The following is a 22,416-nucleotide window of genomic DNA, read 5'->3' on the forward strand; positions in this document are numbered from 1 at the left end:
GGCACCTCCATTGTGGACGGTCAGAAACCCGCGGAAGACTCAGAAACCCAGGTAGGCGTGGCGGAGGCCGTCGTCGGCCAGCAGTTCCGCCGCGGTGTCGACGGCCACGACCCGGCCGAGCGCGAGGACGTACCCGCGGTCGGCGATGGACAGCGCGGAGTGCGCGTTCTGCTCGACGAGCACGACCGTGAGCCCGGTGGACGCCCGCAGGTCACGCAGGATGCCCATGATCCGGGCGGTGATGAGCGGCGCGAGCCCGAGCGAAGGCTCGTCGAGCAGCAGCAGCCCCGGCCTGCTCATCAGGGCCCGGCCGATGGCGAGCATCTGCCGCTCGCCGCCGGAGAGCGTCGAGGCGGGTTTCGCCGAACGTTCTTCCAGCGCGGGGAAGAGCTCGTACATCTCCTTGCGCGCGGCGGCCCGGTCGGCGCGGTCGCGCCGCCAGAGCGCGCCCAGCCGGAGGTTTTCGTCGACGGTGAGCTCGGTGATGACGCCGCCGCCTTCGGGCACGTGCGCGACGCCGCCGCGCGCGATCCGGTCCGGCGCCAGCCCGGTGAGTTCCGTGCCGTCCCAGGTGATCCGGCCCTCGCGGGCGGGGTGCAGGCCGCTGATCGTGCGCAGCAGGGTGGTCTTGCCGGCGCCGTTGGCCCCGAGCACGGCGGTGATCCCGCCGCGCTCGACGGTGATGCCGACGCCGTCGAGCGCGCGGACCGGGCCGTAGGCGACGGAGAGGTCTTCGATCTCAAGCACCGGACACCTCCTCGGCGGGGTCGCCGAGGTAGGCCTCGGCCACCCGGGGGTCGGCCTGGATCCGCGCCGGCGGGCCGGCCGCGATCACCTCGCCGAAGTTCAGCACCACGACCTGGTCGCAGACCTCCATGACCAGGTCCATGTGGTGTTCCACGAGCACGACCGCCATCTGCCGCCGCAGCGAGACGATCAACGTCGACAGCTCGACGAGCTCGGTGGCCGACAGCCCGCTCGCCGGTTCGTCGAGCAGCAGCAGGTCGGGTTCGGCCACCAGCGCCCGCGCGAGCGCCACGCGTTTCCGCACGCCGTAGGGCAGGACGCCGGGCAGCCGGCCGGCGAGGTCGGCGATCCCGAGTTCGCCGAGGGTTTCGCGGGCGCGGCCGGCGAGCTCGGCTTCGTCGCGCGCCGAGCGCCCGGCGCCGGCGAGGGCGGGGAGCAGGCCGGTCCGAGCGTGACGGCCCGCGCCGGCCATCACGTTCTCCAGCACCGTCAGCCCCGGGAACAGGCCGAGCCCCTGCAACGTCCGGACGATCCCGAGCCGGGCCAGGTGTTCCGGCCGGTGGCGGACCAGCGGCCGCCCGCGCCACACGACGCGGCCCGCCTGGGGCCGGACGAAGCCGCAGACGACGTTGAACAGCGTCGTCTTGCCCGCGCCGTTGGGCCCGATGACGCCGACGACGGTGCCGGCGGCGACGCTCAGGTGGACGTCGTGCAGGGCAGTGAGACCGCCGAAGCGCACGGTGAGGCCGTCGACCACGAGCAAGTCTTCGCCGGGAGGCGTCATCGATGACTCCGATCTCAGCATATGGACAAGGCCGTACCGCGCGGTCGGTATGAAGAGGGTGGGCCGCGACGGCGATCGTGTCAAGGTGCGAATCACCGAAACCGGACCCGGCCGGAACTTTCGCGGTACCGGGCCGGTGGGGAAAGTTCTTGGCGGCACAGGAAAAGGGCGGGTGCGCAGCGTTGCGCACCCGCCCTTTCGCGGCCGGCCCCGGCTCAGCCGGTGCCGGTCTGCGGCGCGATCATCGACGAAGCGTCGATCCTCGTCTGGACCACACCGAGCTGCTGCAGCAGGTCGGGCACCCGCTGGATGCGCCGGGCGTCCAAAGTAGACCCGAAGGCGGGCATCACCATCAGGCTGGCGACGTCCTGGTCCACCTTGGCGTTGCGGACGACGAGCGGCTCGATCCGGGCCCGGTCGACCGCGGCGCGCGTGGCGTTGAGCATCGCGCGCTGGAACGCCTTCAGCGTCTTCGGGTTCTCCTGGACCCACTTGGCGGTGGCGCCGTAGCCGGTGAGCGGGAAGTTCTGGGTGCTGCCGCTGGCGGCGTCGATCACCGGGTAGGCACCGGCCGTCCGGGCGGCCTGGGTGAGGAACGGTTCCGGCTGGTAGGCGGCGTCGATCCGGCCCTGGGCGAGCGCGCCGCTCATCTCCGGCAGCGGCATCGGGACCCACTGCACCTTGCCGGGGTCGACGCCGTGGTCGCGCATCACCGACCGGGTCAGCACGTCCGAAGCGGCGTTCTTCGAGCTGATGGCGATCCGCTTGCCTTCGAGGTCCTTGATCGTCTTCACCGGCGAGTTCGGCACGGTGACGACCTCGTTGCTGCGCGGGCTCGCCGACGTCCCGTCGGTCACCAGCTTGACGTCGGCGGCGCCGCTGCTCTTGGCCAGGAAGAACAGGGTGTAGGTGGACAGCGCGAGGTCGTCCTGGCCGCTCGTCATCCGGCTCAGCGTCTCCTGGCCGCTGGCGCCGACGTCGGTCTGCACCTCGAGGCCCTCCGCTTTGAAGAACCCGCCCTCCTGGGCCAGCCACAGCGGCGCGAGGTCGACGGTGGTGAGGATCGCGACCCGGATCGACGGCTTTTCGACGGCGCCGGCGGTCGACGAGCCCTTCAGCTGGCTGCAGCCGGTCAGCAGGACGGCGACCAGGGCGACCAGGGCGGGCACTGCGAGCCGACGGGTCGAGGCGCGTTGGGGCATGCCACTCCTCGGGGAAGATTCCGGGAATCACGGATTACGGCTCGTTCGGCCGTGATCAGCGGACTGTAGATGACGATTTCCGCGTCCGCAAATCGTTGCCGAAACCTGCCGCACCGATGATCACCGCGGGAAACAAACCCACGAAAACCCGGCACAGAGGGTGATCGAAGTCCGCCATCCGGCCCAGCACATCAGTCCGGATGATCTCAAGCGGAGCGTGACATCGACGTCACCCTCCGCTTGAACCGACCCTCTTCGGGAAAAGAAACGCGCACACACCTTCGAATACCGGAAAAGGAATTGCGGCCTGCCGGAAAAGGCGATCAGGCGATCTTCGGCGTCGCCCGCATGCCGACGTAGACGCAGCCGGTGCCGTCGGTCAGCTCCGAGAACACGACCGGCAGCCAGTCGTCGCTGAAGGCGCCGTCGGCCCGCCCGGCGAACACCGTCTCGGACACGGCGACGAGGTCGGTCTCGATCGCCGGCGCCAGGCCGGCCATGCCGTCGACGAACGCGTACCGCAGGTGCGGGACGCCGTCGCGCTCCGCCACGGTGATCTCGACGCCCTCCCGCCGGTAGGTGCCGGCCCGCTCGCCGAGGCGGGCCCCGACCGGCTCCGCGGGCGGGCCGAACGGCGCGGGCACGCGGACACCGGCCAGCTCGCCGAGCAGCTCCCGGAAGAGGTCCGAGTACAGCCGCCGCGCGCCGCCGCCGTTGGTCAGCAGCACGACCGCCACCCCGGCTTCCGGGACCACGCGCAGGAAGCCGTACTGGCCGATCGTGGCGCCGTCGTGGCCGAAGCCGGGGGTGCCGTCCCAGTCGTAGAGCGTCCAGCCGAGGCCCCAGCCGTCGGAGTCGACCGTCCACTTGTCGGGACAGCCGGTCTCGCGCCGCCGCATCGCGGCGACGGTTTCCGGGCGCAGCACCCGGGTTCCGTCGGGCGCGGTGCCGCCGTCGAGGTGCATCCGGGCCAGGCGCAGGACGTCGGCCGCGGTGGCGCACAGGACGCCGCCGTACGGCCCGGCCGACCGCGGCAGCGGGTTCCACACCGGCGCCGGGTCGGGGTCGGTGCCCGGCGCGCCGAGGTGGCCCATGGCGACGCGGAAGCGGAGCGCCTCTTCGGGGAGCGTCACCGTGTGCGCCAGGCCGAGCGGCGTGCAGAGCCGGTCGCGCAGGGCGGCGTCCCAGGTCTGCCCGGTGACCACTTCGACGATCCGGCCGAGGACGTTGTAGCCGACGCTGCTGTAGGAGATGGCCGTCCCGGGTGGACAGTCGAGCGGCACGTCGGCGCCGCCTCGACGTACGCGGCGAGGCAGTCGTCGCCGCGGCCGGTGTCGTGGGTGAAGTCGCAGGTGAGACCGCTTGTGTGGGACAGCAGCTGCCGGGCGGTGATGGTGGCCGACGCCGCCGCGTCGGCGACCGTGAAGTCCGGCAGCACGGCCCGGACCGGGGCGTCGAGGTCCAGCAGGCCCGCCTCGGCGAGCTGCATGACGAGGGTCGCGGTGTGGATCTTGGTGATCGAGCCGACCTGGAACAGCGAATCGGGCGTCGCGGCCACGCCCGTGCCGCGGTGCAGCACGCCGGTGGCGAGTTCGTGGACGTCGCCGCCGGCGAGGACGGCGAGCGTGGCGCCCGGGACGTGGTGCGCGGCGCGGAGTTCGTCGAGCCGGTGCTGCCAGCGGGCGGAGTCGAAAGTCATGAGGTGTTCCCTTCCTGCGTACAGTGTTCCGTCGTTGCGCACACTGTACGCAGACACGGACGCCGTACGCAATCGGCGTACAACGTGCGCTAGAGTGTCGGGTGGACGAGAGGAGGCCGGATGCCGGTCGAGGAGCAGCAGCCGGTGGCGTCGGTGTGGACGCGGCCGCAGCGGCGGCGGGAGCAGCCGGCGCTGAGCCGGGCGCAGATCGTGGCGGTGGCGCTGGAGCTGCTGGACACGGAAGGCATCGAGGCGCTGAGCATGCGGAAGCTCGGGGCGCGGCTGGACGCCGGCGCGACGTCGCTGTACCGGCACGTGGCCAACAAGGACGAGCTGCTGGAGCTGGTGGTCGACGAGGTGTACGGCCAGATAGAGGTCCCGGACATCTGGGGCCGCGACTGGCGCACGGCGGTGACGGGCTGCGCCGGAAGCGCCCGCGCGGTGCTGCTGAGGCACCCGTGGGTGGCATCGGTCCTGGGCCAGGTCGGGCTGTCCTACCTGGGCCCGAACGTGATGCGGCTGAACGAGCGGATGCTGGCCCTGTTCGAGGCGGCCGGGTTCGACCTGCCGGAGGCGGACCGCGCCCTGGGCACGGTGATGGCGTACGTGATCGGCACGGCCACAACGGAGGCAGCATGGCTGACCACGCTGACCCGCAGCGGCCGAACCGAGCAGGAGTGGCTGAACACCCTCCGCCCGGCGGCGATCGAGGCGACGAAGCCGTACCCGCGCCTGCACGCGCTGGCCACGGCGGAGCAGCAGGCGGAGGAGGAGCGCGAGGACGCGTTCCACTACGGCCTGGCCCGAGTCCTGGACGGCTTGGCCGCCCGCCTCGCCTGACGGGTATCGCACCCGCGGGACCCGGCGCAGACGAGGCAGGGCCCGGCGAGCGACCACCGCAACGCACGGAGCCGCCCTCCCTCGCCGCCTTCGCGGGCACCCGCGAGCCAGCGCAGGTCAGAGGCAGCCCCCGGCAAGCGGCCACCGCAACGGCCCGTGCCCGGCTACTTCCCCGCCCCCGCCGTCTCCGCGGGCACCGCGAACCGGCGCAGGCCGGGCGTCGCCGCGCCGACCAGTGCCACCGCCAGCACCCCCAGCACCCCTCCGCTCACCAGCGCGAACGTCCCCGATGTCACCCCCGCCACCAGGCCGCCGCGCAGGTTGCCCACGTCCGGCCCCGCCTGGCCGACGATCTGCTCCGCCGCCGCCACCCGGCCCAGGAGGGCGTCCGGGGTGGCCAGCTGGACCAGCGCGCTGCGGGACACCACCGACACCGTGTCCGCCGCGCCCGCCACGACCAGGCAGGCCAGCCCCAGCCACGGGTTCGGGATCAGGCCGAACGCCGCCAGTGCCGCGCCCCAGGCCGCCGATCCCGCGAGCATCACCCGGCCCGGCCGGGGCAGCCGGGTGAACGTCCCCGACAACACCGATGCCCCGACGCCGCCGACCGCCACCGCCGACAGGAACAGGCCCAGCGTGTGCGGGTTGCCGGCGAACCGCTCGGCGTTGACCAGCGGGAACAAGCTGATCGGCATCGACAGCACCGTCATCGCGAGGTCGGTCAGCAGGGCGCCCCTGACGAGCGGCGTGCGCACAAGGAACGCGAGCCCGTCGAGGACGCCGCGCAGTCCCGGCCGTGACGGCTCGCCGCCCGGGCGCATCTCCGGGAGGCCGAACACGCCGAAGAACGCCAAGCCGAACGTCAGCGCGTCGACGACGTAGCAGCCGCCGACGCCGAACCTGCCCAGGACGAGCCCGGCGAGCGCCGGGCCGAGCAGCATCGCGCCCTGGAAGGCGATCCGGTTCAGCGCCAGCCCGGCCGGCAGCTGCTCCGGTGGCAGCAGGCGCGGGATGAACGTCCGCGCCGCCGGCCCGCCGCCCGCGACGAAACACGACTGCGCCGCCACCAGGCCCAGGACGACGACCACCGGCACGTCGCCGAGGAAGCCCTGCACGGCAAGCAACACCGAGCAGGCCGCCTGCCCGGCCGTGGCCACCAGGGCGAACTTCCGCCGGTCGACGCGGTCCACGAGCGTGCCGGCGAACAACCCGAACACGATCACCGGCAGCGCCTGCGCGAGCCCGACCGCCCCGGTCCACACCGTGCTGCGGGTCTGCTCCCAGACCTGGAACATCACGGCGACGAGGGTCATCTGGCTGCCGAAGCCGGAGCAGACCCGGCCCAGCCACAGCCGCCGGAACGGCGGGGAGACGCGCAGCGGGGTGACGTCGACGAGGGCGCGGATCACCCCGCGAACCATAACAGCGCTTATACAATGCCGCGTCAGTGCGGGAACATGCTGTCCCGCACGATGGTCCCGTCCGGCCCGAGCAGCGGGACTTCCGAGCCGCCGCCCAGCTCGATCGCCGCGTGGCCGTGCGCCTCCAGGGTCAGCCCGTCGAAGCCGAGCCCGGCCGCCGCCTCGACCAGTTCCGCCGGGTCAGGAGGACGTGTGCGCCGTCAGCCGCCCACAGGGCGCGGATCTCCGCGCGGCGGACCTGCTCGTCGGGTTCGACCCACAGGGCGATGTAGCGCTCGGCCAGGGTCCGGGCATCCAGGGTTTCCACGCCGGCGATCCTGCGCGCCCGGCCGCGGCGCGCCCATTCCCCGGGAGGAATGAATCCTCCACAAAGGACGACGGAAGCGATTCGGAAGCCGCGCCGGGCAGCATCGGCCGCGAGCACCCGAGCCAGAGGAGTCGAACATGAGCGCCGCCGCATCCCGGGCCGTCATCGGCACGGCCTTCACCCAGGACGCCGGCCCGGCCTACGCCCCGGTCAGCTTCGGCGCCGACGGCACGCCCAAGGCGGAGATCAGGTAGGCCGACCGCAGGACAGCGTCGCGCAGCAGGGCGGCGCTGTCCTGCGCCCGCGCCGGCGTGAGCACGAACCCCGCGCTGGTGTGCTCCCCCCAGCCGGTCATCACGTGCGGCTCGCCGAACCCGCGGATCGGGCACGGCAGCGGCGGCGCCACGGGCAGGTGCGAGTCGCTGGCCAGCAGGCTGACGTCGGCGCGTTCCGCCTGCTCCGGCACGGCCCTGGCCGCCCGCGACGGCGGCGCCTGGTGCGCCACGACGAGTGCCCGCGAGACCCCCAGTCCCGCGGCCACCCGCCGCTGAGCCAGCCGGTAGGCGACCAGGGCGCCGAGCCCGGCCCCGAAGAGCACGTGCGGGCTCTCGAGCACGTCGGCCAGCTCCGCGGCCAAGGCCTCGACCAGCAGCCACATGTCGCGGTACGGGTGCTCCTCCCGGCGATCGCCCCGCCCGGGCAGCTCCACGACCTGCACGGCGATCCGCGGATCGCGCCAGGCGCGGTAGCGGCCGGCGGCTTCCCCGGCGTCCGGGAAGCAGACGAACAACAGGCGCTGCGCGTCGTCTCTGTCCACCCGTGGCCTCCCTTCCTTCTTGCCCGGGGTTAGGGTCGAGCACAGCACTTCCGTTTCGCTTCGGTCCGTCTTCCGGGGGTACCTTTGCGCTACCGCCTGCTCGGACCGGTCACGGTCCTCGGCGACACGGGCGAGATCCGCCCCGGCGGCCAGAAGCAGACGTCCGTGCTCGCCGCGCTGCTGCTCAACCCCGGGCGCGTGGTCTCCGAAGACCGGCTCATCGACCTGACCTGGGGCGAAAACGCGCCGCCGAGCGTCCGCGGGCGGCTGCAGGTGCACATCTCGGAACTGCGGAAGCTGCTCGGCCGCGACGTCATCCTGCGGCGCGCGCCCGGTTACCTCATCGAGGTCGCGCCCGGCGACCGCGACCTCGACCTGTTCGACGCCGCGGTCGCCGAAGCCAGGGCCACTTCCGGGGCGGACGCCGTCGCGCACCTGCGTGCCGCGCTGGCGCTGTGGGAGGGCACCCCGCTCGGCGGCGTGAGCGAGGCGCTGGCCGAGCACGAGGGCCCGGCGCTGGCCGAACGCCGGCTCGTCGCGCTCGAAGAACTGTACGAGCAGGAGCTCGCCGCGGGCCGGCACGGCGAGGTGGTCGGCGAACTGCGGCGGCTCGTCGACGAGTACCCGTTCCGCGAGCGCCTGCGGGCCGCGCTGATGCTCGCGCTGCACCGCTGCGGCCGCACCCCGGAAGCACTGGAGACGTACACGCGGGCGCACGACCTGCTGGTCGAAGAGCTCGGCATCGAGCCCGGCCAGGCCCTCCAGGACCTGCGGATGCGGATCCTGCGCGGCGAAGGCGAACCGGCCCCGGCCGCCCCGGCCCCGCCGCGGCCGGCCGAGCTGCCGCTGGACGTCCGCGGCTTCGCCGGCCGGGCGCCGGAGCTGGCCGCGCTCGACGAACCCGGCGACGTCTGGGTGATCACCGGCACCGCCGGCGTCGGCAAGACCGCGCTGGCCGTGCACTGGGCCCACACCGCGCGGGCGCGCTACGCGGATGGCCAGCTGTACGTGAACCTGCGCGGCTTCGACGCCGACGACGAGCCCCTCACCCCCGCCGCCGCGCTCGCGCAGCTGCTGCGCACCCTCGGCGTCGACCTGCGGGACGTGCCGCCGGGCGTCGACGACCAGAGCAAGCTCTACCGCTCGCTGCTGGCCGACCGGCAGGCTCTGGTGGTGCTGGACAACGCCCGCGACACGGCGCAGGTGCTGCCGCTGCTGCCGTCGTCGGGCCGGGTGCTGGTGACCAGCAGGCACCGGCTCGACGAGCTGGTCGCCCGCGTCGGCGCGCGGTCGCTGGGCCTGGCGCAGCTGCGCGAGGCCGACTCCCGTGCCCTGCTGAGCACCCTGCTCGGCGACCGGACCGCGGCCGAGCCGGAAGCCGCCGCCGAGCTGGCCCGCCTCTGCGGCCACCACCCGCTGGCGCTGCGGATCGCCGCGGCGAACACCGGCGTCGCCAGCATCGGCGAGCTGGTCGACGAGCTGCGCGGCGACCCGCTCGCCCACCTCGGCTTCGACGGCGAAAGCGCCGTCGCCAAGGCGTTTTCGGTGTCCTACCAGGCCTTGGCGCCCGAGCTGCGGCAGGCGTTCCGGCTGCTCGCGCTGGTGCCGGGGCCAGACTTCACGGCGATCGCCGCGGCGGCCCTGCTGGCCGTGCCTGCCGAGGACGCGACCCGGCGGCTGCGCGGGCTGATCGCGGCGAACCTCCTCGAAGCGCACGCGCCCCGCCGCTACCGGTTCCACGACCTCGCCCGCCGGTACGCCGAGCAGTGCGTCCGCGCCGAGGAGGACGAACCCGCACGCGAGGCGGCGTGGGAGCGGCTGTTCACCGGCTACTGCGCGGCCGCGGACGCCGCCGTCGCGCTGCTGGGCGCGCGGATCGTCGCGCTGCCCCGCGAGGACGCGCCTTCGGCGCCGAGCCCGGTCACCTTCGCCGACGCGGCTTCGGCGGTGGCCTGGCTGGACGTCGAGGTGCCCAACCTGTCGGCGGCCCTGCGGCAGGCGGCGGCGCGCGGGCCGTACCCCGGCGCCTGGTACCTCGCCGACGCGTTGCGGCGGTTCTTCCACGACCACGGCCGCCGCGCGGAGTGGCTGGAGCTGGCCCCGATCGTGCTGCGCGCGGCGCAGGACCACGGCGCCCAGCCCGCCGAGGCGCTGGTCCAGCTGTCCGTCGGCGGCGCGTACTTCCGCGAGGGCCAGCACGAGGCGGGCATCCGGCACACGGAGAAGGCGGTGCTGGCCAGCCGGGCGTGCGGCTGGCGGCAGTGCGAGGCGACGGCGGTGGCGAACCTCGGCGCGATGCTGGAGTGGACCGGCCGGCTGTCGGAGGCCGTCGAGCACAGCCGCCGCGCGATCCAGCTGTTCCGCGAGCTGGGCAACCGGTCGGGTGAGGCGCTCGCGCTGAACTCGCTGAGCTGCCACTACCGGCAGCTGGGCCGGCTCGAGCAGGCCGAGGACTGCCTGGTCGAGGCGATCGCGCTGGCCCGCAAGGAGGACCTGGCGTTCTGGGAGGCGGCCAACCTGGCCGACCTCGGCTGGGTCCTGCTGGCCACCGGGCGGCTGACGGAGTCCGGGGAGGTCCTCGACCAGGCGCTGGCGGCGTTCCGCGACCTCGGCTCCAGCTTCGGCGAGGCGACGGCGCTGAACGTGGTGAGCGCACTCCGGCTGGCGAGCGGCGACCCCACAGCGGCGGCGGAGACGGCCGAGGCGGCCCTGGCGTGCGCCCGCCGCGACGGCGACCGCCAGGTCGAAGCGGCGGCGCTGATCGCACTGGGCCGGGCGGAGGAGAGCCGGGGTGACCTCGGCGCGGCGGAACGAGTCCTGCGCGAGGCCCGGGCACTGACGGCGGAGTCGGGCTTGCAGGGCCAGCTGACAGAGGCGGCGGCCACGCTGGCCAGGGTCTTGGCGGCGGGCGGCCGCGCGACCGAGGCGGGCGAGCACGCCCGAACGGCCCTGGACGCGGCCCGCACGGGCGGATTCCGCTTGATCGAAGCGGAGGCACTGCTGGGCTTGGCCGCGGTCGAGGCGGCGGCGGGCCGGTCGATGCTGGCGGCGGGAACGGCCCGGGAGTCGAAGACGCTGTACGGCGCGGTCGGGCACGTGACGGGTGAAGCATCGGCAGCGGAGTTCCTCGCCCGGCTCGGCGACCGCGCCACGGGGTAAGGGCCGCGGGCTGCTCGTCCGAACAGGTGAACCGGATGGTTCCGGCTCAACCTTCCCCGTGGGCGGGACGTGATCGTGCGACGCCTGGAAATCCCGGCGTACGAGCACTTGAGCGCTGCTTCTCCTGGAGGTTTTGGTGGGTCCACGCATCCGGCGGACGTCAAAGCGGGCAATTGCCGTCGCGGCCACGCTGATGGTCGCCGCGGGGTTGACCGTGGTCGGGGCACCGAGCGCGGTTGCCGCCGAACGGGCTTCGTTCGACCTTTCCTACGGCGCGACCTACTACCGCGGCACGATCGATTTCTACGACCGGTCGGTCACCATCACCGGTGAACTTCGAGGCCTGAGCACCGGGTGCCGCAAGGGACAGGCGTACGCCTTCCGCACTGTCACCGGCGGCACTCTGGACCGCGGGACCACGAGCACCGTGTGCAACGGGCCCGTTTCCCGGCAGATCCCGCTCACGGCCGACGTGGCAGGCGGAGCCGCGATGGTCCAGGTCAGCCTCTTGCCCGCCGGCGAGGAACGCCTCCTTGCCTACTGCTTCGTCAAACGCGGAGAGGAGTTCTGCCACCTCGACTAGCAGCTCACGAGCGGAACGGCGGCCGGCGTGGCGGCAGCGGACCGATCAGTGTTCGCGACCGGCGCACCGGCACCACCGGGCACCGAACGCGTCCGACCTGCGGATCCCGCGCGGCCGCCCCGCCGGCACCACCACCTTCGCAGCCGCGCAGCCACCACCGCCCGATCCCCGCCGATTCCCTCCCCCACCTCGGCCACCGCGTCCCCCGCCGGGTGTTACCTCCGTCCGTGCGGCGCGACATACTGAAGGCATGCCCCGTCCGAAACACGTCGCCGCGAGCGATCTGCGCCTTCCGGACGCGCTGCAGCCGGGGCGGCCGAAGGGTGACCAGCTGCGCGAAATCCTGGAAAGCGTCGCCACGGAGGCCGGGCCGGGGCGGCTCATGCCGTCCGAACGGTTCCTCGCCGAGCACTTCCAGGTGGCCCGCGGCACCGTGCGGCAGGAGATCAACCGCCTCGTCGCGGACGGCGTCCTCTACCGCCAGCACGGCACCGCCACCTTCACCGCCGAACGCCAGGCGGCGCACATCGACATGCTGACCTCGTTCACCGAGGACATGCAGGCCCGCGGCGTCGTGCCGAAGACGAAGGTGCTGCACGCCGAAGTCGAGAGCGCCGGCCCGCGCATCGCCGGGCGGCTGAACGTGCCGCCGGGCGCCCGGGTGTTCCGGCTGGAACGCCTCCGCTACGTCGACGACGAGCCGTTCGCGGTCGAGCGCACCAACCTGTCCGTCGACCGCTTCCCGGACATCGAGCTGTTCGACTGGGAAACCCAGTCCCTGCACCGCACGATCGAGGAACGCTGGGGCGTCCGCCCGGAGTGGAACGACACGGCGATCTCCGCGGTCCTGCCCAACAGCCACGACGCCGCCCTGCTCGGCATCGAAGCCACCCAGCCGTGCCTGATCATCGAGGGCACCCTGCACGACCAGAACGGCGGCGTCATCGAAGCGGGCCGGTCGCTGTACCGGGCCGACCGCTACACCGTCTTCACGCAGGCGCGGCGCAGCCCGGCGACCTGAGTCCGGCAGGCAACCCCCGGCGCCCGGCCCGCGTGCTGGCGGAAACGGCGCAAGGGGGCCCGATGGCGACTCGGCAGACGAAGACCCGAAGACGGCTGGCCCTCGCCGCCGTCCTCACGGCGTCGGCGGCGGTCACGGCGCTGTCCGCTCGCCGCCCGCGGAAGACGACGCCCCAGGCGCCGCAGCCGAGACCGAAGCCGGCTCCGGCACCGCGGCCCGCACCGGAGGTGCCGAAAGCGCGGTTGCTCACGCCGCGGGTGAAACTCCACCGGCGGCTGACCTTCGCCGCCTTCCTCACGGCGGCCGCGGTGCTCGCGGTCCTGTCCGCGCACGAGGAACGGGAAGACGGCGGATCCGGGCTCTCGGTCCTCGGCCTGACCGGGTTCGCGCTGGTGCTGATGGCGGCGTCCTGGCTGGGTGGGTGGACGACGAAAGAGGACTACTACTTCCCGATGCTGTTCGCCATGCTCGGCCTCTCCGGCCTGCTCTGGGGCGGCGCGGCCGTGGTGACCGAGGTGGTCCTGACCCATCGCGGCGTACCGGTGCCGGCCCAAGTCATGCGGGCGAGCCTCGCCGCGGACGGCGGTGGCACCTATCGGCTCGTCCTGCTCGACGGCTCGACCCTGCTGCTCGGCGACCTGCACGCGGACGTGACGTTCGCCGAGGGCGAGCGGCTCACCGTCCTCGTCGATCGCGGCCGGTTCGTCCGCGCCATGCTGCCCGAAGAGGTCGACCCGGCGGTTCCCGCGGCTTTCGTGCTGGGCGGCGCCGGGGTCCTCGGCGTCACCGTGCTCCGCTACGGCTATCCGCTCCGCCGGCTCAGCAGCGGCTGACCTGGTGCGCCCGCAGCACCTTCAGGCAGTGCTCCACCAGCTCGTCCGCGGCCTCCGGCTCGAACAGCGTCACGTACGACTCGTAGATCCCGTCCCGGTGGCCCGCCGCGTCCGGCAGGTAGCCCAGGTACCCGTCGGTGTAGCCGATCACGCGGGTGTGGCGGAACGGGCTGCCGCGGCGGATGCGCAGGCCCAGGGACGCGAACAGCTCGAACGGCGTGTGCAGCCAGGCGATCTCCCCCAGCGACACCACGCTGACCGGCACCTCGGCGCAGCCCGTCGGCCTGCTGCCCGCCGCCATCGTCGCCAGCATCGCGCAGCCCTCGTAGCGGGTCTGGGCGATCCGGACCGCCGGGTGGTCCTCGCCGTGGCAGGCCAGCTCGCGCTGCCACGCCGCCTCCGCCGCGTCGCGCAGCTCCACGCTGGTCTCGAGGGAGGGCACCTCGCGGTAGGGCAGGTGCAGCGTCGACCGGGTCAGCCGGACCGGGCCGGCCGCCGCGGCCGGGGGCGAGACCGCCGTCAGCGTGCGCGCGATCGACGTCGCGAGGTGGCCGCCGAGCGTGCGGACCTCGGCGTGGTCGCGGCCGCGGCGGACGAACCGGGAGCTCGCGTCGCCCGCCGCCCCCTGCAGGAACGCCGCGACCGGCTGGCCGACCAGCGTGGCCAGCTCGCGGCGGGTCGCGCCCGGCCAGTCCGCCGACCAGGCGAGGTTGTCCGGGCCGAGCACCGTGGGGTGGCTGGCGTAGTCGAACAGCAGCGCGGCCGGCCTGCCGTCGTCGTGCCGCAGTTCGAGCACGCCGAACGACGTGTCGTGCGGCCCGTCGGGCCGGTAGCGGTTGCTGCCGACGGCTTCGGTCGACCCCGCGTGCCAGCGGGCCCGGACCCGGCCGCGGCAGGCCCGCAGCCGCAGCGCGGCACTGGTGACCTTCTCCGCCATGCCGCCGACCAGCCCGGCGTCGCGCCGCCCCGGCAGGCCGGGGTGCAGCGGGCCGGTCCAGCCCTCGGGCCCGGAGTGCGTGTGCGACGCGCAGACGAGCACCCGGTCCGGGTCGATGCCGACCGCCGCGGCGACCGCGTCGGCCAGGGTGCGGGTCAGGCGAGCGTCGACGGCGAGGGCGTCCAGCGCCACCCACACCACACCGGGGTCGTCCTCGGTGGACAGCCAGATCAGCGACGCTTCGAGGTCGTCGTGCGTGCCGGTCGCCACGCCGTGCCGGGCCAGGTAGCCGCCGAGCGGGTGCCCGGGCCCCGGCGTGATCCGGACGTCTTGCGCGGCGAGCAGGAGCGCGGCGGTCACCAGGTCGATTCCAGGACGTCGACGACGCCGTCGCGGCCGGCGGCGCGCGCCACCCCGGCCAGCTCGGTGACGTCGTCGGTCGTGTGCAGCAGGACTTCCAGCAGCATCGGCAGGTTCAGCCCCGAGACCAGCTGGAGGCGCGGGTGCCCGGCGGCGAGCGTGCGGACGGCGTTGAACGGCGAACCGCCGTGCAGGTCGGCGAGCACGAGCACGCCCGGGGCGTCGCCGGCCAGCGCGAGCACGCGGGCGCCGAACTCGTCCGGGCTGTCGCGCGGGCTCAGCTCGCAGACCTTCAGCCGCGACTGCGGGCCGAGGATCATCTCGGCGGCCTCGCCGACGCCGGAGGGCAGCCGGCCGTGGCCGGCGAGGATGATCGGAACGGACAAGGCGGACTCCTAACTCTTCACCGGGGCCGATGGCGCGAACCAGCCGAGCCACCCCAGGACGACCCCGGCCACGACGACGACGCCGATGATCCAGACCGGCCGCAGCCGCGCCTTGACCGTCAGCAGGTAGACCCCGGCGGTGACGAGCACCGGGAGCAGGAACGGCAGCAGCTCGTCGAGCTGGTTCTGGATCGCCACCGCCTGCGTCACCGGCTGCCCCTGGACCGTGGTGGTCTGCCGGTAGGTCAGCGTGGTGACGACCTTGACGATCGACGGGATGAACCCGCCGAGGACGACGAACCCGAGCACGGTCGCCCCCTGCGCGACGCGCGCGAGCGCGCCGGCGGCGAGGTGCCCGGCCAGCCGCTTCCCTTCGCGGTAGGCGAACCCGAACTGCCAGCGCCGGATCAGCGCGTACGGCACGAGCACCATCACGGCGGCGAAGACGGGCCCGAGCCAGTTGCCCTGCAGCGCCCACGACGCGCCCATGGTGAAGACGATGCTGTTGTACAGCGCGAAGACGACGGTGTCGCCGATGCCGGCCATCGGCCCCATCAACGCGATCTTGGTGCTGGCCGCCGACTTCGGCGTCCCCGCTTCTTCGAGCGCGACGCTGGAGCCGAGGATCAGCGGGCCGCCGACGAGCACCGAGGTGTTGAAGAACTGCAGGTGCCGCTGCAGGCCGGCGACGTAGTCGGCCTTTTCCGGGTAGAGCCGGCGCAGTGCCGGCTCCATCGAATACGCGAAGCCGAGCGCCTGCATCCGCTCGTAGTTCCAGGAGATCTGGCTCGACCAGAAGTACCGGCGGTACACCCGCCGCAGGTCCTGTTTCGTCAGCCTCGGGTCCACTGTGGACTCGTCGGCGGCGGCTTCGGGGACGACGATGGCCGGCTCGTCGCGCTTCAGCGTCACGAACAGCATCGCGACCGCGACGCCGATCAGCGCGATCCCCAGCACCGGCAGGTGCAGGTACGCGAACCCGACGAACCCGATCAGCAGCAGGTACCAGTACCGCGACAGCTCCATCATGCCGAGCAGCAGCGCGAACCCGACCGCGGGCAGCAGCGAGCCGGCCAGTGTCATGCCGTGGACGAACCCGGCCGGGATGCTCGCGGTGATGTCCTTGACGAGCCCGCCGGACGCGGCGAGCGCGGCGAGGAACGTCGGGACCGCGCGCACCGCCACCCACGGGACCAGGCTGACCCAGTGGATCAGCGCCAGGCCGCGGGCGTTGCCGTCGGCGGCGTAGCCGTCGGCCCGGTGCACCAGCGCGGTGGTGACCATCTTGCCGACCGGGTCCAGCGCCGAGAGCAGGATCGCCGCCGGCAGCCCGACGCCGATGCCGATCGCGGCCTGCGCGGCCGCGTCGCCGGCGGCGCCCGCGGCCAGCGCGGTGCCGACGATCGCGCCGGTCTGGTAGTCCGGGATGGTGGCGCCGCCGTAGGTGTAGACGCCGAGGGCGGCCAGCTCCAGCGTCGCGCCGATCAGCAGGCCGAGCAGCGGGTGGCCGGTGATCAGGCCGGCCACCGAGCCGGCGATGAGCGGGCGCTGGGCGTAGATGAGGAACGGCCCGAGGCCGTCGTACGTGCAGTAGATCGCCCAGAGGGTCAGGGCCAGCGCGACGAGCATGCGGTGCTAAAGCCCTTTCCGGTCGAGCAGCGGGACGAATTCGGCGGGCTTGTCCTGCGGCAGCAGCTGCGTGACCAGCGGGACGCCGGCGACGGCGAGCTTCCGGTAGGCGTCGGCCTCGTCCGCGGTGACCGCGACCGAACGGGTGACCATGGTGTAGGAATCACCCGGCCGGGGGGCGACGTTGCCGACGTTGACGAGCTCGGGGCGCAGCCCGCCCTCGACGAGGCGGAAGACGTCGCCGGGGTGCTTGGCGATGATCATGACGTCCGCGCCGGCCTCGGCGGCCAGGGTGGCCTCGACCGTGAGCACGTCCGTGGGCAGCCCGCGGGCGGCCTGCGGGAGCAGCATCCGCTGCAGTTCGTCGGCGGCGACCTCGTCGTTGCAGACGATCAGGCGGCGTACGCCGAGGCGGCGGGTCCACGCGAGGGTGACCTGCCCGTGGATCAGCCGGTTGTCGATCCGGACGTGTGCCCCCGCCATAGTTCTCCTCCCGGACGGCAGGAGACATACTGGTTCGTACCAGTATCTGTGTCAACACTGCCGGTGACCGGCCTTCGCGCGGCCGACGGAAGGACCCCTCAGACCTTCCGTCGGCCCACGAGCGCGAAGTCCCCCTGGATTTTCTCCCGGACCCTCCCATAAAGGTATATACCAGTATGGACCGACGTGATCGACTGTCAAGACCCGGAGCACGGCGAAATCCGAAAAATTCTCGACCGGTCAGCCGACCGAAATTGTCCGGAACATTCCGGGAGAAACCGCGCAACCTCACCCGGTCACCGTCGTTAACCGCATCGTCCGTTCAGGGGAGGAAAGCATGCCGGCCGTCAGATCGAACATCGTCCCGCTCCGGCACGCGCGGCCCGGCGTGGTGGCGTACGTGAAGAGCCCGGCCGAGTGGTTCGTCGCGAACAGCGGCTGGATCCAGGGCACCGAGGGCGTCGCGCTGATCGACACCTGCGGCACCGAGCAGGCGACCCTGGAGCTGCTGCGCGACGTCCGCAAGTACGCCGGCGAGCAGGAGCTCACGGTCGTCATCACGCACGCGCACGGGGAGCACCACAACGGACTGGGCGTCGCCCTGCGTGACGGCGGGACCGCACTGGCCGCGCCGGGCAGCCTCGACCAGGTGAAGGCCGGCCCCCAGACGTACGGCAACGTCTTCACCTACACCCGCTGGGGCGCGCTGGAGCCGCCCGCGCCGGAGGCGGTCCGCCCGGTGACCGGCCGGCACGAGCTGGACCTGGGCGGCGCGACGGTCGACGTCGTGGCGGTGCCGGGCGTCGCGCACACGGCGGGCGACCTGGTGGTGCACGAACCGCGGTCGAGCACGCTGTTCACCGGCGACCTCGTGTACATCGGCGACACCCCGATGGCGGTCCACGGCTCGATCCCCGGCTGGCTCGACGCGCTCGACTGGCTCCAGGACACCTTCCGCCCGCGCACGGTGGTCCCCGGCCACGGCCCGGTGGCGACGCCGGCACACCCGGCGATCCACGCGATGCGCGGCTACCTGGAGTGGCTGCTGGAGGCGACGGTGCGCCAGTCGAACTTCACGAAGCTGGCGAAGCAGGCGTCGCTGCGCTGGCCGTCGTGGCGCAACCCGGAGCGGCACATCGGCAACCTGATGCGCGCGTACGCCGACCAGCACGGCCGCAAACTGGACGTCGACCTGGCGATCGACGCGGTCCTGGCCGCGGCGGGCGGCCGGATCGACCTGGATTCCCTGCTCGGGAGCGAGCCGGCCCGGCGGATCTCCTAGCCGCACCAAGCGCCCCAATGTGGCGTTGGTTGCGTCCAACGCACCGAACGCCACATTGAGGTTTTCTCAGTAGGGCTGGGCTCGGGTGGGCGTGTTGGCGTGGGATGAGGCGTGGGGCCCCTGGTAGGACTGGATTTGCGAAGATCGAATCCTAGAGTTCCAGAGGCCCCACGTGATCCATTATGGTGCCACCCTCGATGTGGCGCGTGAACTGGTCTGGTTCGTTGCCCGTGTCCTGCACACCGAGCGTCGGCGGCGTGGCACCCGCCGGGGCCGGCGCGCGTTGACCCCGTACTGGCAGGCGGTGCTGGTGCTGCGCTGGTTCCGCGACGCCACCCCCCTGCACCGGCTGGCGGCCGACCATCGCATCAGCGTCGCCACCGCCTACCGCTACCTGCACGAAGCGATCACCGCCCTCGCCGCCCAGGCCCCGGACCTGCATCAGGTCCTGCGCGAGCGCCACACCCGAGGTGACACACACGTGATCCTGGACGGCACCCTGATCCCGTGTGACCGGGTCGCGGCGACCACGATCAAAACCAAAGGTAAGAACCGTGGCCGGATCGTGCACCTGTGGTACTCGGGCAAGCACCGCGCCTTCGGCGGGAACATCCAGTTCCTGGCCAGCCCGGACGGGTTCCCGCTGTGGGTCTCGGCGGTGCTGCCCGGCTCCCGCAACGACCTCTCCGCCGCCCGCGACCACGGAATCGTCGGCGCGTTGACCGCCGCTGCAGGTCAGGGCCTGAGAACTCTGGCCGACAAGGCCTACCACGCCGCCGGGATCGGCATCCTCACCCCGTTCAAGAAAACCGCAGGTCAACCACCCCTCAACGCCCGGCAACGGGTCCACAACCTGCTGCACGCCCGGGCCCGGGCCCTGGGTGAACGCGCCATGGCACTCCTCAAAACCCGCTGGCGAGCGTTGACCCACATCAGCCTCTGCCCCCACCGCATCGGCCACATCGTCCAAGCAGCCCTCGTCCTCACCCACCACGAACACCACGGCCGCTACTGAGAAAACCTCATTGGGGCGCTTTAGGACCCGGCGCCGCCGAGGCTCTCCAGGAGCGTTCGCAGGGTCGCCGCCAGCTCGTCGCGCTCGCCGGGGGCCAACGCCGCCAGGATGCGGTGCTCGGTCTCCACGTGGTCCGGTAGCGCGCGGTCGATCAGCTCCCCGCCCGCCTCGGTGAGCCGCACCCGGACGCCGCGACCGTCCGCCTCGTTCGGCGTGCGCGCCACCAGCCCGCGCGCCTCCATCTTGTCGAGCCGCTGGGTGATCGCCCCGGACGTCACCATCGCCGAGCGCATCAGCTCCGTCGGCGTCAGCCGGTACGGCGGACCGCTGCGGCGCAGGGTCGCGAGGACGTCGAACGTCGCGCGGTCCAGGCCGTGGCGGGCGAACGTGCGGCGCAGCTCCGCGTCGACCAGCGCGCTCAGCCGGGACAGGCGGCCGATCACCGCCATCGGGGAGACGTCGAGGTCGGGGCGCTCGGCGTGCCACTGCGCCAGCACCCGGTCCACGTGGTCGGCCATCGGCACAGGGTAACGGATGCCTTAGCGGTAAGTGAGCATTGGCCATTTACCTTAGCACTGAGGTAATCTGCCTTAGTGCTAAACAAACAGCTCCTCCTCACCGCCCTCGCCCCGGCCATCTGGGGCACCACCTACCTCGTCACCACCGAGTTCCTGCCGCCCGACCGCCCGCTGCTCGCCGCCGTCATCCGGGCGCTGCCCGCCGGCCTGCTGCTGGTCGCGCTCACCCGCCGGCTGCCGAAGGGCGACTGGTGGTGGCGGTCGCTCGTGCTCGGCACGCTGAACATCGGCGCCTTCCTCGCCCTGCTGTTCGTCGCCGCCTACCGGCTGCCCGGCGGGGTCGCCGCCACCCTCGGCGCCCTGCAGCCGCTGCTCGTCGCCGGCCTGTCCACCGGCCTGCTCGGCGAACGCCTGACCCGGCGCACCGTGCTCGCGGGCGTCGCCGGGGTCGTCGGCGTCAGCCTGCTGGTCCTGCAGTCCAGCGCCCGCCTCGACGCGATCGGCGTCGCCGCCGCGGCCGGGGGCGCGGTCGTGATGGCCTTCGGCGTCGTGCTGAGCAAGCGCTGGACGTCCCCCGCTCCCCTGCTGGCCACGACCGGCTGGCAGCTCGTCGCGGGCGGCCTCGTCCTCGTACCCGTCGCGCTGGCCGTCGAAGGCGCGCCGCCCGCGTCGCTGTCCGGCGCGAACCTCGCCGGCTACGCCTACCTCGCGCTGATCGGCGCCGCGTTCGCCTACGCCCTGTGGTTCCGCGGGATCCGCGCCCTGCCGGCGACCCACGTGACGTTCCTCGGGCTGCTGAGCCCGGTCGTGGCCACCCTGCTCGGCTGGCTCGTGCTCGGCCAGCGGCTGACGGCGTGGCAGCTACTGGGCGCCGTGATCGTGCTCGCCGCCGTCGTGGCCGCGGGGCGGCGGCCGTTGGGCCGGACGGGGGCTGATAATTATCAGCCTTTGACAACTCCTCGCCGGGCCACCGACGCTGAAATGGTCTGAACAACTTGCGATCATCGGCCTCGACGAGGAGGCGCCCGTGCGCACGAAGACGTCCGTCCGGAAACGGCTTGCGGTACTGGCCGCGGCGGTCGCGGTGGTCACCGCGACCGCCCCCGCCGCCGAAGCGGTGCCGGCCACGATCCCCCTGAAGATCACCAACAACTCCGGCCGCAGCGACCCGGTCTACATCTACGACCTCGGCACGAACCTGGCCACCGGGCAGCAGGGCTGGGCCGACGCGAACGGCGGGTTCCACGCCTGGCCCGGCGGCGCGAACCCGCCTGCCCCGGCGCCCGACGCGTCGATCCCCGGCCCGGCCAACGGCCAGTCGATCACCATCCGGATCCCGAAGTTCTCCGGCCGGATCTACTTCTCCTACGGGCAGAAGCTCGTCTTCAAGCTCGCCACCGGCGGCCTGGTGCAGCCGGCGGTCCAGAACCCGTCGGACCCCAACGTCAACACCCTCTTCAACTGGTCGGAGTACACGCTCAACGACGGCGGCCTCTGGATCAACAGCACCCAGGTGGACATGTTCTCCGCGCCGTACGCGGTCGGCGTGCAGCCCGTCGGCGGCACCACGCGCAGCACCGGGCACCTGAAACCGGGCGGCTACAACGGGTTCTACACCGCGCTGCGCGGCCAGCCGGGCGGCTGGGCCAACCTGATCCGGACGCGCTCCGACGGCACGGTCCTGCGGGCACTGGCCCCGAGCCACGGCATCGAAGCGGGCGCGCTGCCCGCGACCGTGCTGCAGGACTACATCAACCGCGTCTGGACGAAGTACAGCTCGTCGACGCTGACCGTGACACCGGTGGCCGACCAGCCGAACGTCAAGTACTACGGCCGGGTTTCGGGCAACACCATGAACTTCACGAACACCTCCGGCGGGTTCGTGACGGCGTTCCAGAAGCCGGACTCCGACAGCGTCTTCGGCTGCTACAAGAACCTCGACGCGCCGAACGACATCCGCGGCCAGATCTCGCGCACGCTCTGCGCGGGCTTCAACCGCTCGACGCTGCTGACCAACGCCAACCAGCCGGACACGAGCTCGGCGGGCTTCTACCAGGACGCCGTCACCAACCACTACGCGCGCAAGATCCACGCGCAGATGGCCGACGGCAAGGCGTACGCCTTCGCGTTCGACGACGTCGGCCACCACGAGTCCCTGGTCAACGACGGCAACCCGGCAACGGCCTACCTGACGCTGGACCCGTTCAACTAGAGCCGCACGACGACCGGCGCCACCGGCGTGTCCCCGAGCAGTGCGCACCGGGGCGCGCCGGTGCTCGCCGGCACCGGCCGCGCGCGGCCTCTCACCTCCTCCACCGGCTGTCCGCACGCGACCAGTTCCACCACCAGCACCGGTACGACGAGCAAGATCCGTCCACGCATGACCGGCTCAC

Annotated in this window: 22 protein-coding genes and 1 pseudogene; 9 read left to right on the forward strand and 14 right to left on the reverse strand. The window is 72.8% G+C overall.

Features of this window, described 5'->3' with window-relative positions:
- Window positions 1-39: 39 nt before the first annotated feature.
- The 5 genes and pseudogenes from BLW76_RS01750 to BLW76_RS50650 all read right to left on the reverse strand — a co-directional run.
- The gene (locus tag BLW76_RS01750) at window positions 40-747 is read right to left on the reverse strand and encodes an ABC transporter ATP-binding protein (protein ID WP_091304102.1); all 708 of its coding nucleotides are present in this window, start codon (window positions 745-747) and stop codon (window positions 40-42) included.
- Window positions 740-1,531, reverse strand: coding sequence for an ABC transporter ATP-binding protein (locus BLW76_RS01755; RefSeq protein WP_091304103.1), 792 nt, complete (start codon window positions 1,529-1,531; stop codon window positions 740-742). Before BLW76_RS01755 ends, BLW76_RS01750 begins: the two co-directional genes overlap by 8 nt.
- A gap of 215 nt (window positions 1,532-1,746) precedes the next feature.
- Window positions 1,747-2,733 carry an ABC transporter substrate-binding protein gene (locus BLW76_RS01760; protein ID WP_091304104.1) on the reverse strand — a complete coding sequence of 329 codons (987 nt, stop codon included), beginning with the start codon at window positions 2,731-2,733 and terminating at the stop codon, window positions 1,747-1,749.
- A gap of 323 nt (window positions 2,734-3,056) precedes the next feature.
- A complete protein-coding gene (locus BLW76_RS01765) occupies window positions 3,057-4,016 on the reverse strand; it encodes a serine hydrolase domain-containing protein (protein ID WP_341866461.1) in 960 nt (319 codons plus the stop codon).
- Between the two features lie 71 nt (window positions 4,017-4,087).
- Window positions 4,088-4,432, reverse strand: a pseudogene (locus BLW76_RS50650) (serine hydrolase domain-containing protein); the annotation flags it as partial.
- A gap of 120 nt (window positions 4,433-4,552) precedes the next feature.
- On the opposite strand from BLW76_RS50650, the gene BLW76_RS01770 reads away from it, so the two are divergent.
- Complete coding sequence (locus BLW76_RS01770; RefSeq protein ID WP_091304105.1) at window positions 4,553-5,272, forward strand: TetR/AcrR family transcriptional regulator; 720 nt, start codon at window positions 4,553-4,555, stop codon at window positions 5,270-5,272.
- 164 nt (window positions 5,273-5,436) lie between these two features.
- On the opposite strand, the gene BLW76_RS01775 is transcribed toward BLW76_RS01770, so the two are convergent.
- The 3 genes from BLW76_RS01775 to BLW76_RS01785 all read right to left on the reverse strand — a co-directional run bounded on the left by BLW76_RS01775 (window position 5,437) and on the right by BLW76_RS01785 (window position 7,817).
- Complete coding sequence (locus tag BLW76_RS01775) at window positions 5,437-6,693, reverse strand: MFS transporter (RefSeq protein WP_091304106.1); 1,257 nt, start codon at window positions 6,691-6,693, stop codon at window positions 5,437-5,439.
- A 130-nt stretch (window positions 6,694-6,823) separates the two neighbouring features.
- Window positions 6,824-7,000, reverse strand: coding sequence for a hypothetical protein (locus tag BLW76_RS49100; protein ID WP_208613187.1), 177 nt, complete (start codon window positions 6,998-7,000; stop codon window positions 6,824-6,826).
- 199 nt (window positions 7,001-7,199) lie between these two features.
- Window positions 7,200-7,817 (reverse strand): thioesterase II family protein, encoded by a 618-nt coding sequence (locus BLW76_RS01785; RefSeq protein ID WP_091304107.1) that lies wholly within the window; start codon window positions 7,815-7,817, stop codon window positions 7,200-7,202.
- Window positions 7,818-7,901: 84 nt separating this feature from the next.
- On the opposite strand from BLW76_RS01785, the gene BLW76_RS01790 reads away from it, so the two are divergent.
- The 4 genes from BLW76_RS01790 to BLW76_RS01805 all read left to right on the forward strand — a co-directional run bounded on the left by BLW76_RS01790 (window position 7,902) and on the right by BLW76_RS01805 (window position 13,413).
- A complete protein-coding gene (locus BLW76_RS01790; RefSeq protein WP_091304108.1) occupies window positions 7,902-10,976 on the forward strand; it encodes an AfsR/SARP family transcriptional regulator in 3,075 nt (1,024 codons plus the stop codon).
- 136 nt (window positions 10,977-11,112) lie between these two features.
- On the forward strand, window positions 11,113-11,559 hold the full coding sequence (locus tag BLW76_RS01795; protein WP_143060527.1) for a hypothetical protein: 447 nt from the start codon (window positions 11,113-11,115) through the stop codon (window positions 11,557-11,559).
- Window positions 11,560-11,809: 250 nt separating this feature from the next.
- The gene (locus BLW76_RS01800) at window positions 11,810-12,580 is read left to right on the forward strand and encodes a GntR family transcriptional regulator (RefSeq protein WP_091304110.1); all 771 of its coding nucleotides are present in this window, start codon (window positions 11,810-11,812) and stop codon (window positions 12,578-12,580) included.
- 62 nt (window positions 12,581-12,642) lie between these two features.
- On the forward strand, window positions 12,643-13,413 hold the full coding sequence (locus BLW76_RS01805) for a hypothetical protein (RefSeq protein WP_091304111.1): 771 nt from the start codon (window positions 12,643-12,645) through the stop codon (window positions 13,411-13,413).
- On the opposite strand, the gene BLW76_RS01810 is transcribed toward BLW76_RS01805, so the two are convergent.
- Genes BLW76_RS01810 through BLW76_RS01825 form a run of 4 tightly spaced genes read right to left on the reverse strand, consistent with a single transcriptional unit; the run spans window position 13,400 to window position 17,208 of the window.
- Complete coding sequence (locus BLW76_RS01810; RefSeq protein WP_091304112.1) at window positions 13,400-14,710, reverse strand: hypothetical protein; 1,311 nt, start codon at window positions 14,708-14,710, stop codon at window positions 13,400-13,402. The genes BLW76_RS01805 and BLW76_RS01810 overlap by 14 nt on opposite strands.
- Window positions 14,707-15,096 (reverse strand): PTS sugar transporter subunit IIA, encoded by a 390-nt coding sequence (locus tag BLW76_RS01815; RefSeq protein ID WP_091304113.1) that lies wholly within the window; start codon window positions 15,094-15,096, stop codon window positions 14,707-14,709. Before BLW76_RS01815 ends, BLW76_RS01810 begins: the two co-directional genes overlap by 4 nt.
- Window positions 15,097-15,105: 9 nt before the next feature.
- Window positions 15,106-16,725, reverse strand: a complete 1,620-nt coding sequence (locus BLW76_RS01820) for a PTS system mannose/fructose/sorbose family transporter subunit IID (protein ID WP_091304114.1) — start codon at window positions 16,723-16,725, stop codon at window positions 15,106-15,108.
- 6 nt (window positions 16,726-16,731) lie between these two features.
- The gene (locus BLW76_RS01825; protein ID WP_091304115.1) at window positions 16,732-17,208 is read right to left on the reverse strand and encodes a PTS sugar transporter subunit IIB; all 477 of its coding nucleotides are present in this window, start codon (window positions 17,206-17,208) and stop codon (window positions 16,732-16,734) included.
- Between the two features lie 337 nt (window positions 17,209-17,545).
- On the opposite strand from BLW76_RS01825, the gene BLW76_RS01830 reads away from it, so the two are divergent.
- On the forward strand, window positions 17,546-18,490 hold the full coding sequence (locus BLW76_RS01830; protein ID WP_091304116.1) for an MBL fold metallo-hydrolase: 945 nt from the start codon (window positions 17,546-17,548) through the stop codon (window positions 18,488-18,490).
- 172 nt (window positions 18,491-18,662) lie between these two features.
- Window positions 18,663-19,505: an HARBI1 family protein gene (locus BLW76_RS01835; RefSeq protein WP_091304117.1), complete on the forward strand. Its 843-nt coding sequence runs from the start codon at window positions 18,663-18,665 to the stop codon at window positions 19,503-19,505.
- A gap of 20 nt (window positions 19,506-19,525) precedes the next feature.
- Here the strand turns inward: BLW76_RS01835 and BLW76_RS01840 are convergent, their stop codons facing one another.
- A complete protein-coding gene (locus BLW76_RS01840; RefSeq protein ID WP_208613188.1) occupies window positions 19,526-20,023 on the reverse strand; it encodes a MarR family winged helix-turn-helix transcriptional regulator in 498 nt (165 codons plus the stop codon).
- Between the two features lie 75 nt (window positions 20,024-20,098).
- Here BLW76_RS01840 and BLW76_RS01845 point away from each other — a divergent pair, with 75 nt between their 5' ends.
- Window positions 20,099-21,013: an EamA family transporter gene (locus tag BLW76_RS01845; protein ID WP_091304119.1), complete on the forward strand. Its 915-nt coding sequence runs from the start codon at window positions 20,099-20,101 to the stop codon at window positions 21,011-21,013.
- A gap of 37 nt (window positions 21,014-21,050) precedes the next feature.
- On the forward strand, window positions 21,051-22,235 hold the full coding sequence (locus BLW76_RS01850) for a glycoside hydrolase family 64 protein (protein WP_091304120.1): 1,185 nt from the start codon (window positions 21,051-21,053) through the stop codon (window positions 22,233-22,235).
- Here the strand turns inward: BLW76_RS01850 and BLW76_RS01855 are convergent.
- The gene (locus BLW76_RS01855) at window positions 22,232-22,405 is read right to left on the reverse strand and encodes a hypothetical protein (RefSeq protein WP_091304121.1); all 174 of its coding nucleotides are present in this window, start codon (window positions 22,403-22,405) and stop codon (window positions 22,232-22,234) included. The genes BLW76_RS01850 and BLW76_RS01855 overlap by 4 nt on opposite strands.
- Window positions 22,406-22,416: the final 11 nt, after the last annotated feature.

Origin of the sequence: Amycolatopsis tolypomycina, assembly GCF_900105945.1 — a bacterium.
GTDB lineage: Bacteria > Actinomycetota > Actinomycetes > Mycobacteriales > Pseudonocardiaceae > Amycolatopsis > Amycolatopsis tolypomycina.

What these genes read in the sequence shown, in the direction of transcription:
- BLW76_RS01755 (WP_091304103.1), bottom strand. Translation starts at nt 1,531, where the DNA reads ATGACGCCTCCCGGCGAAGACTTGCTCGTGGTCGACGGCCTCACCGTG.
- BLW76_RS01760 (WP_091304104.1), bottom strand. Translation starts at nt 2,733, where the DNA reads ATGCCCCAACGCGCCTCGACCCGTCGGCTCGCAGTGCCCGCCCTGGTC.
- BLW76_RS01770 (WP_091304105.1), top strand. Translation starts at nt 4,553, where the DNA reads ATGCCGGTCGAGGAGCAGCAGCCGGTGGCGTCGGTGTGGACGCGGCCG.
- BLW76_RS01775 (WP_091304106.1), bottom strand. Translation starts at nt 6,693, where the DNA reads ATGGTTCGCGGGGTGATCCGCGCCCTCGTCGACGTCACCCCGCTGCGC.
- BLW76_RS01800 (WP_091304110.1), top strand. Translation starts at nt 11,810, where the DNA reads ATGCCCCGTCCGAAACACGTCGCCGCGAGCGATCTGCGCCTTCCGGAC.
- BLW76_RS01805 (WP_091304111.1), top strand. Translation starts at nt 12,643, where the DNA reads ATGGCGACTCGGCAGACGAAGACCCGAAGACGGCTGGCCCTCGCCGCC.
- BLW76_RS01820 (WP_091304114.1), bottom strand. Translation starts at nt 16,725, where the DNA reads ATGCTCGTCGCGCTGGCCCTGACCCTCTGGGCGATCTACTGCACGTAC.
- BLW76_RS01825 (WP_091304115.1), bottom strand. Translation starts at nt 17,208, where the DNA reads ATGGCGGGGGCACACGTCCGGATCGACAACCGGCTGATCCACGGGCAG.
- BLW76_RS01830 (WP_091304116.1), top strand. Translation starts at nt 17,546, where the DNA reads ATGCCGGCCGTCAGATCGAACATCGTCCCGCTCCGGCACGCGCGGCCC.
- BLW76_RS01840 (WP_208613188.1), bottom strand. Translation starts at nt 20,023, where the DNA reads ATGGCCGACCACGTGGACCGGGTGCTGGCGCAGTGGCACGCCGAGCGC.
- BLW76_RS01855 (WP_091304121.1), bottom strand. Translation starts at nt 22,405, where the DNA reads ATGCGTGGACGGATCTTGCTCGTCGTACCGGTGCTGGTGGTGGAACTG.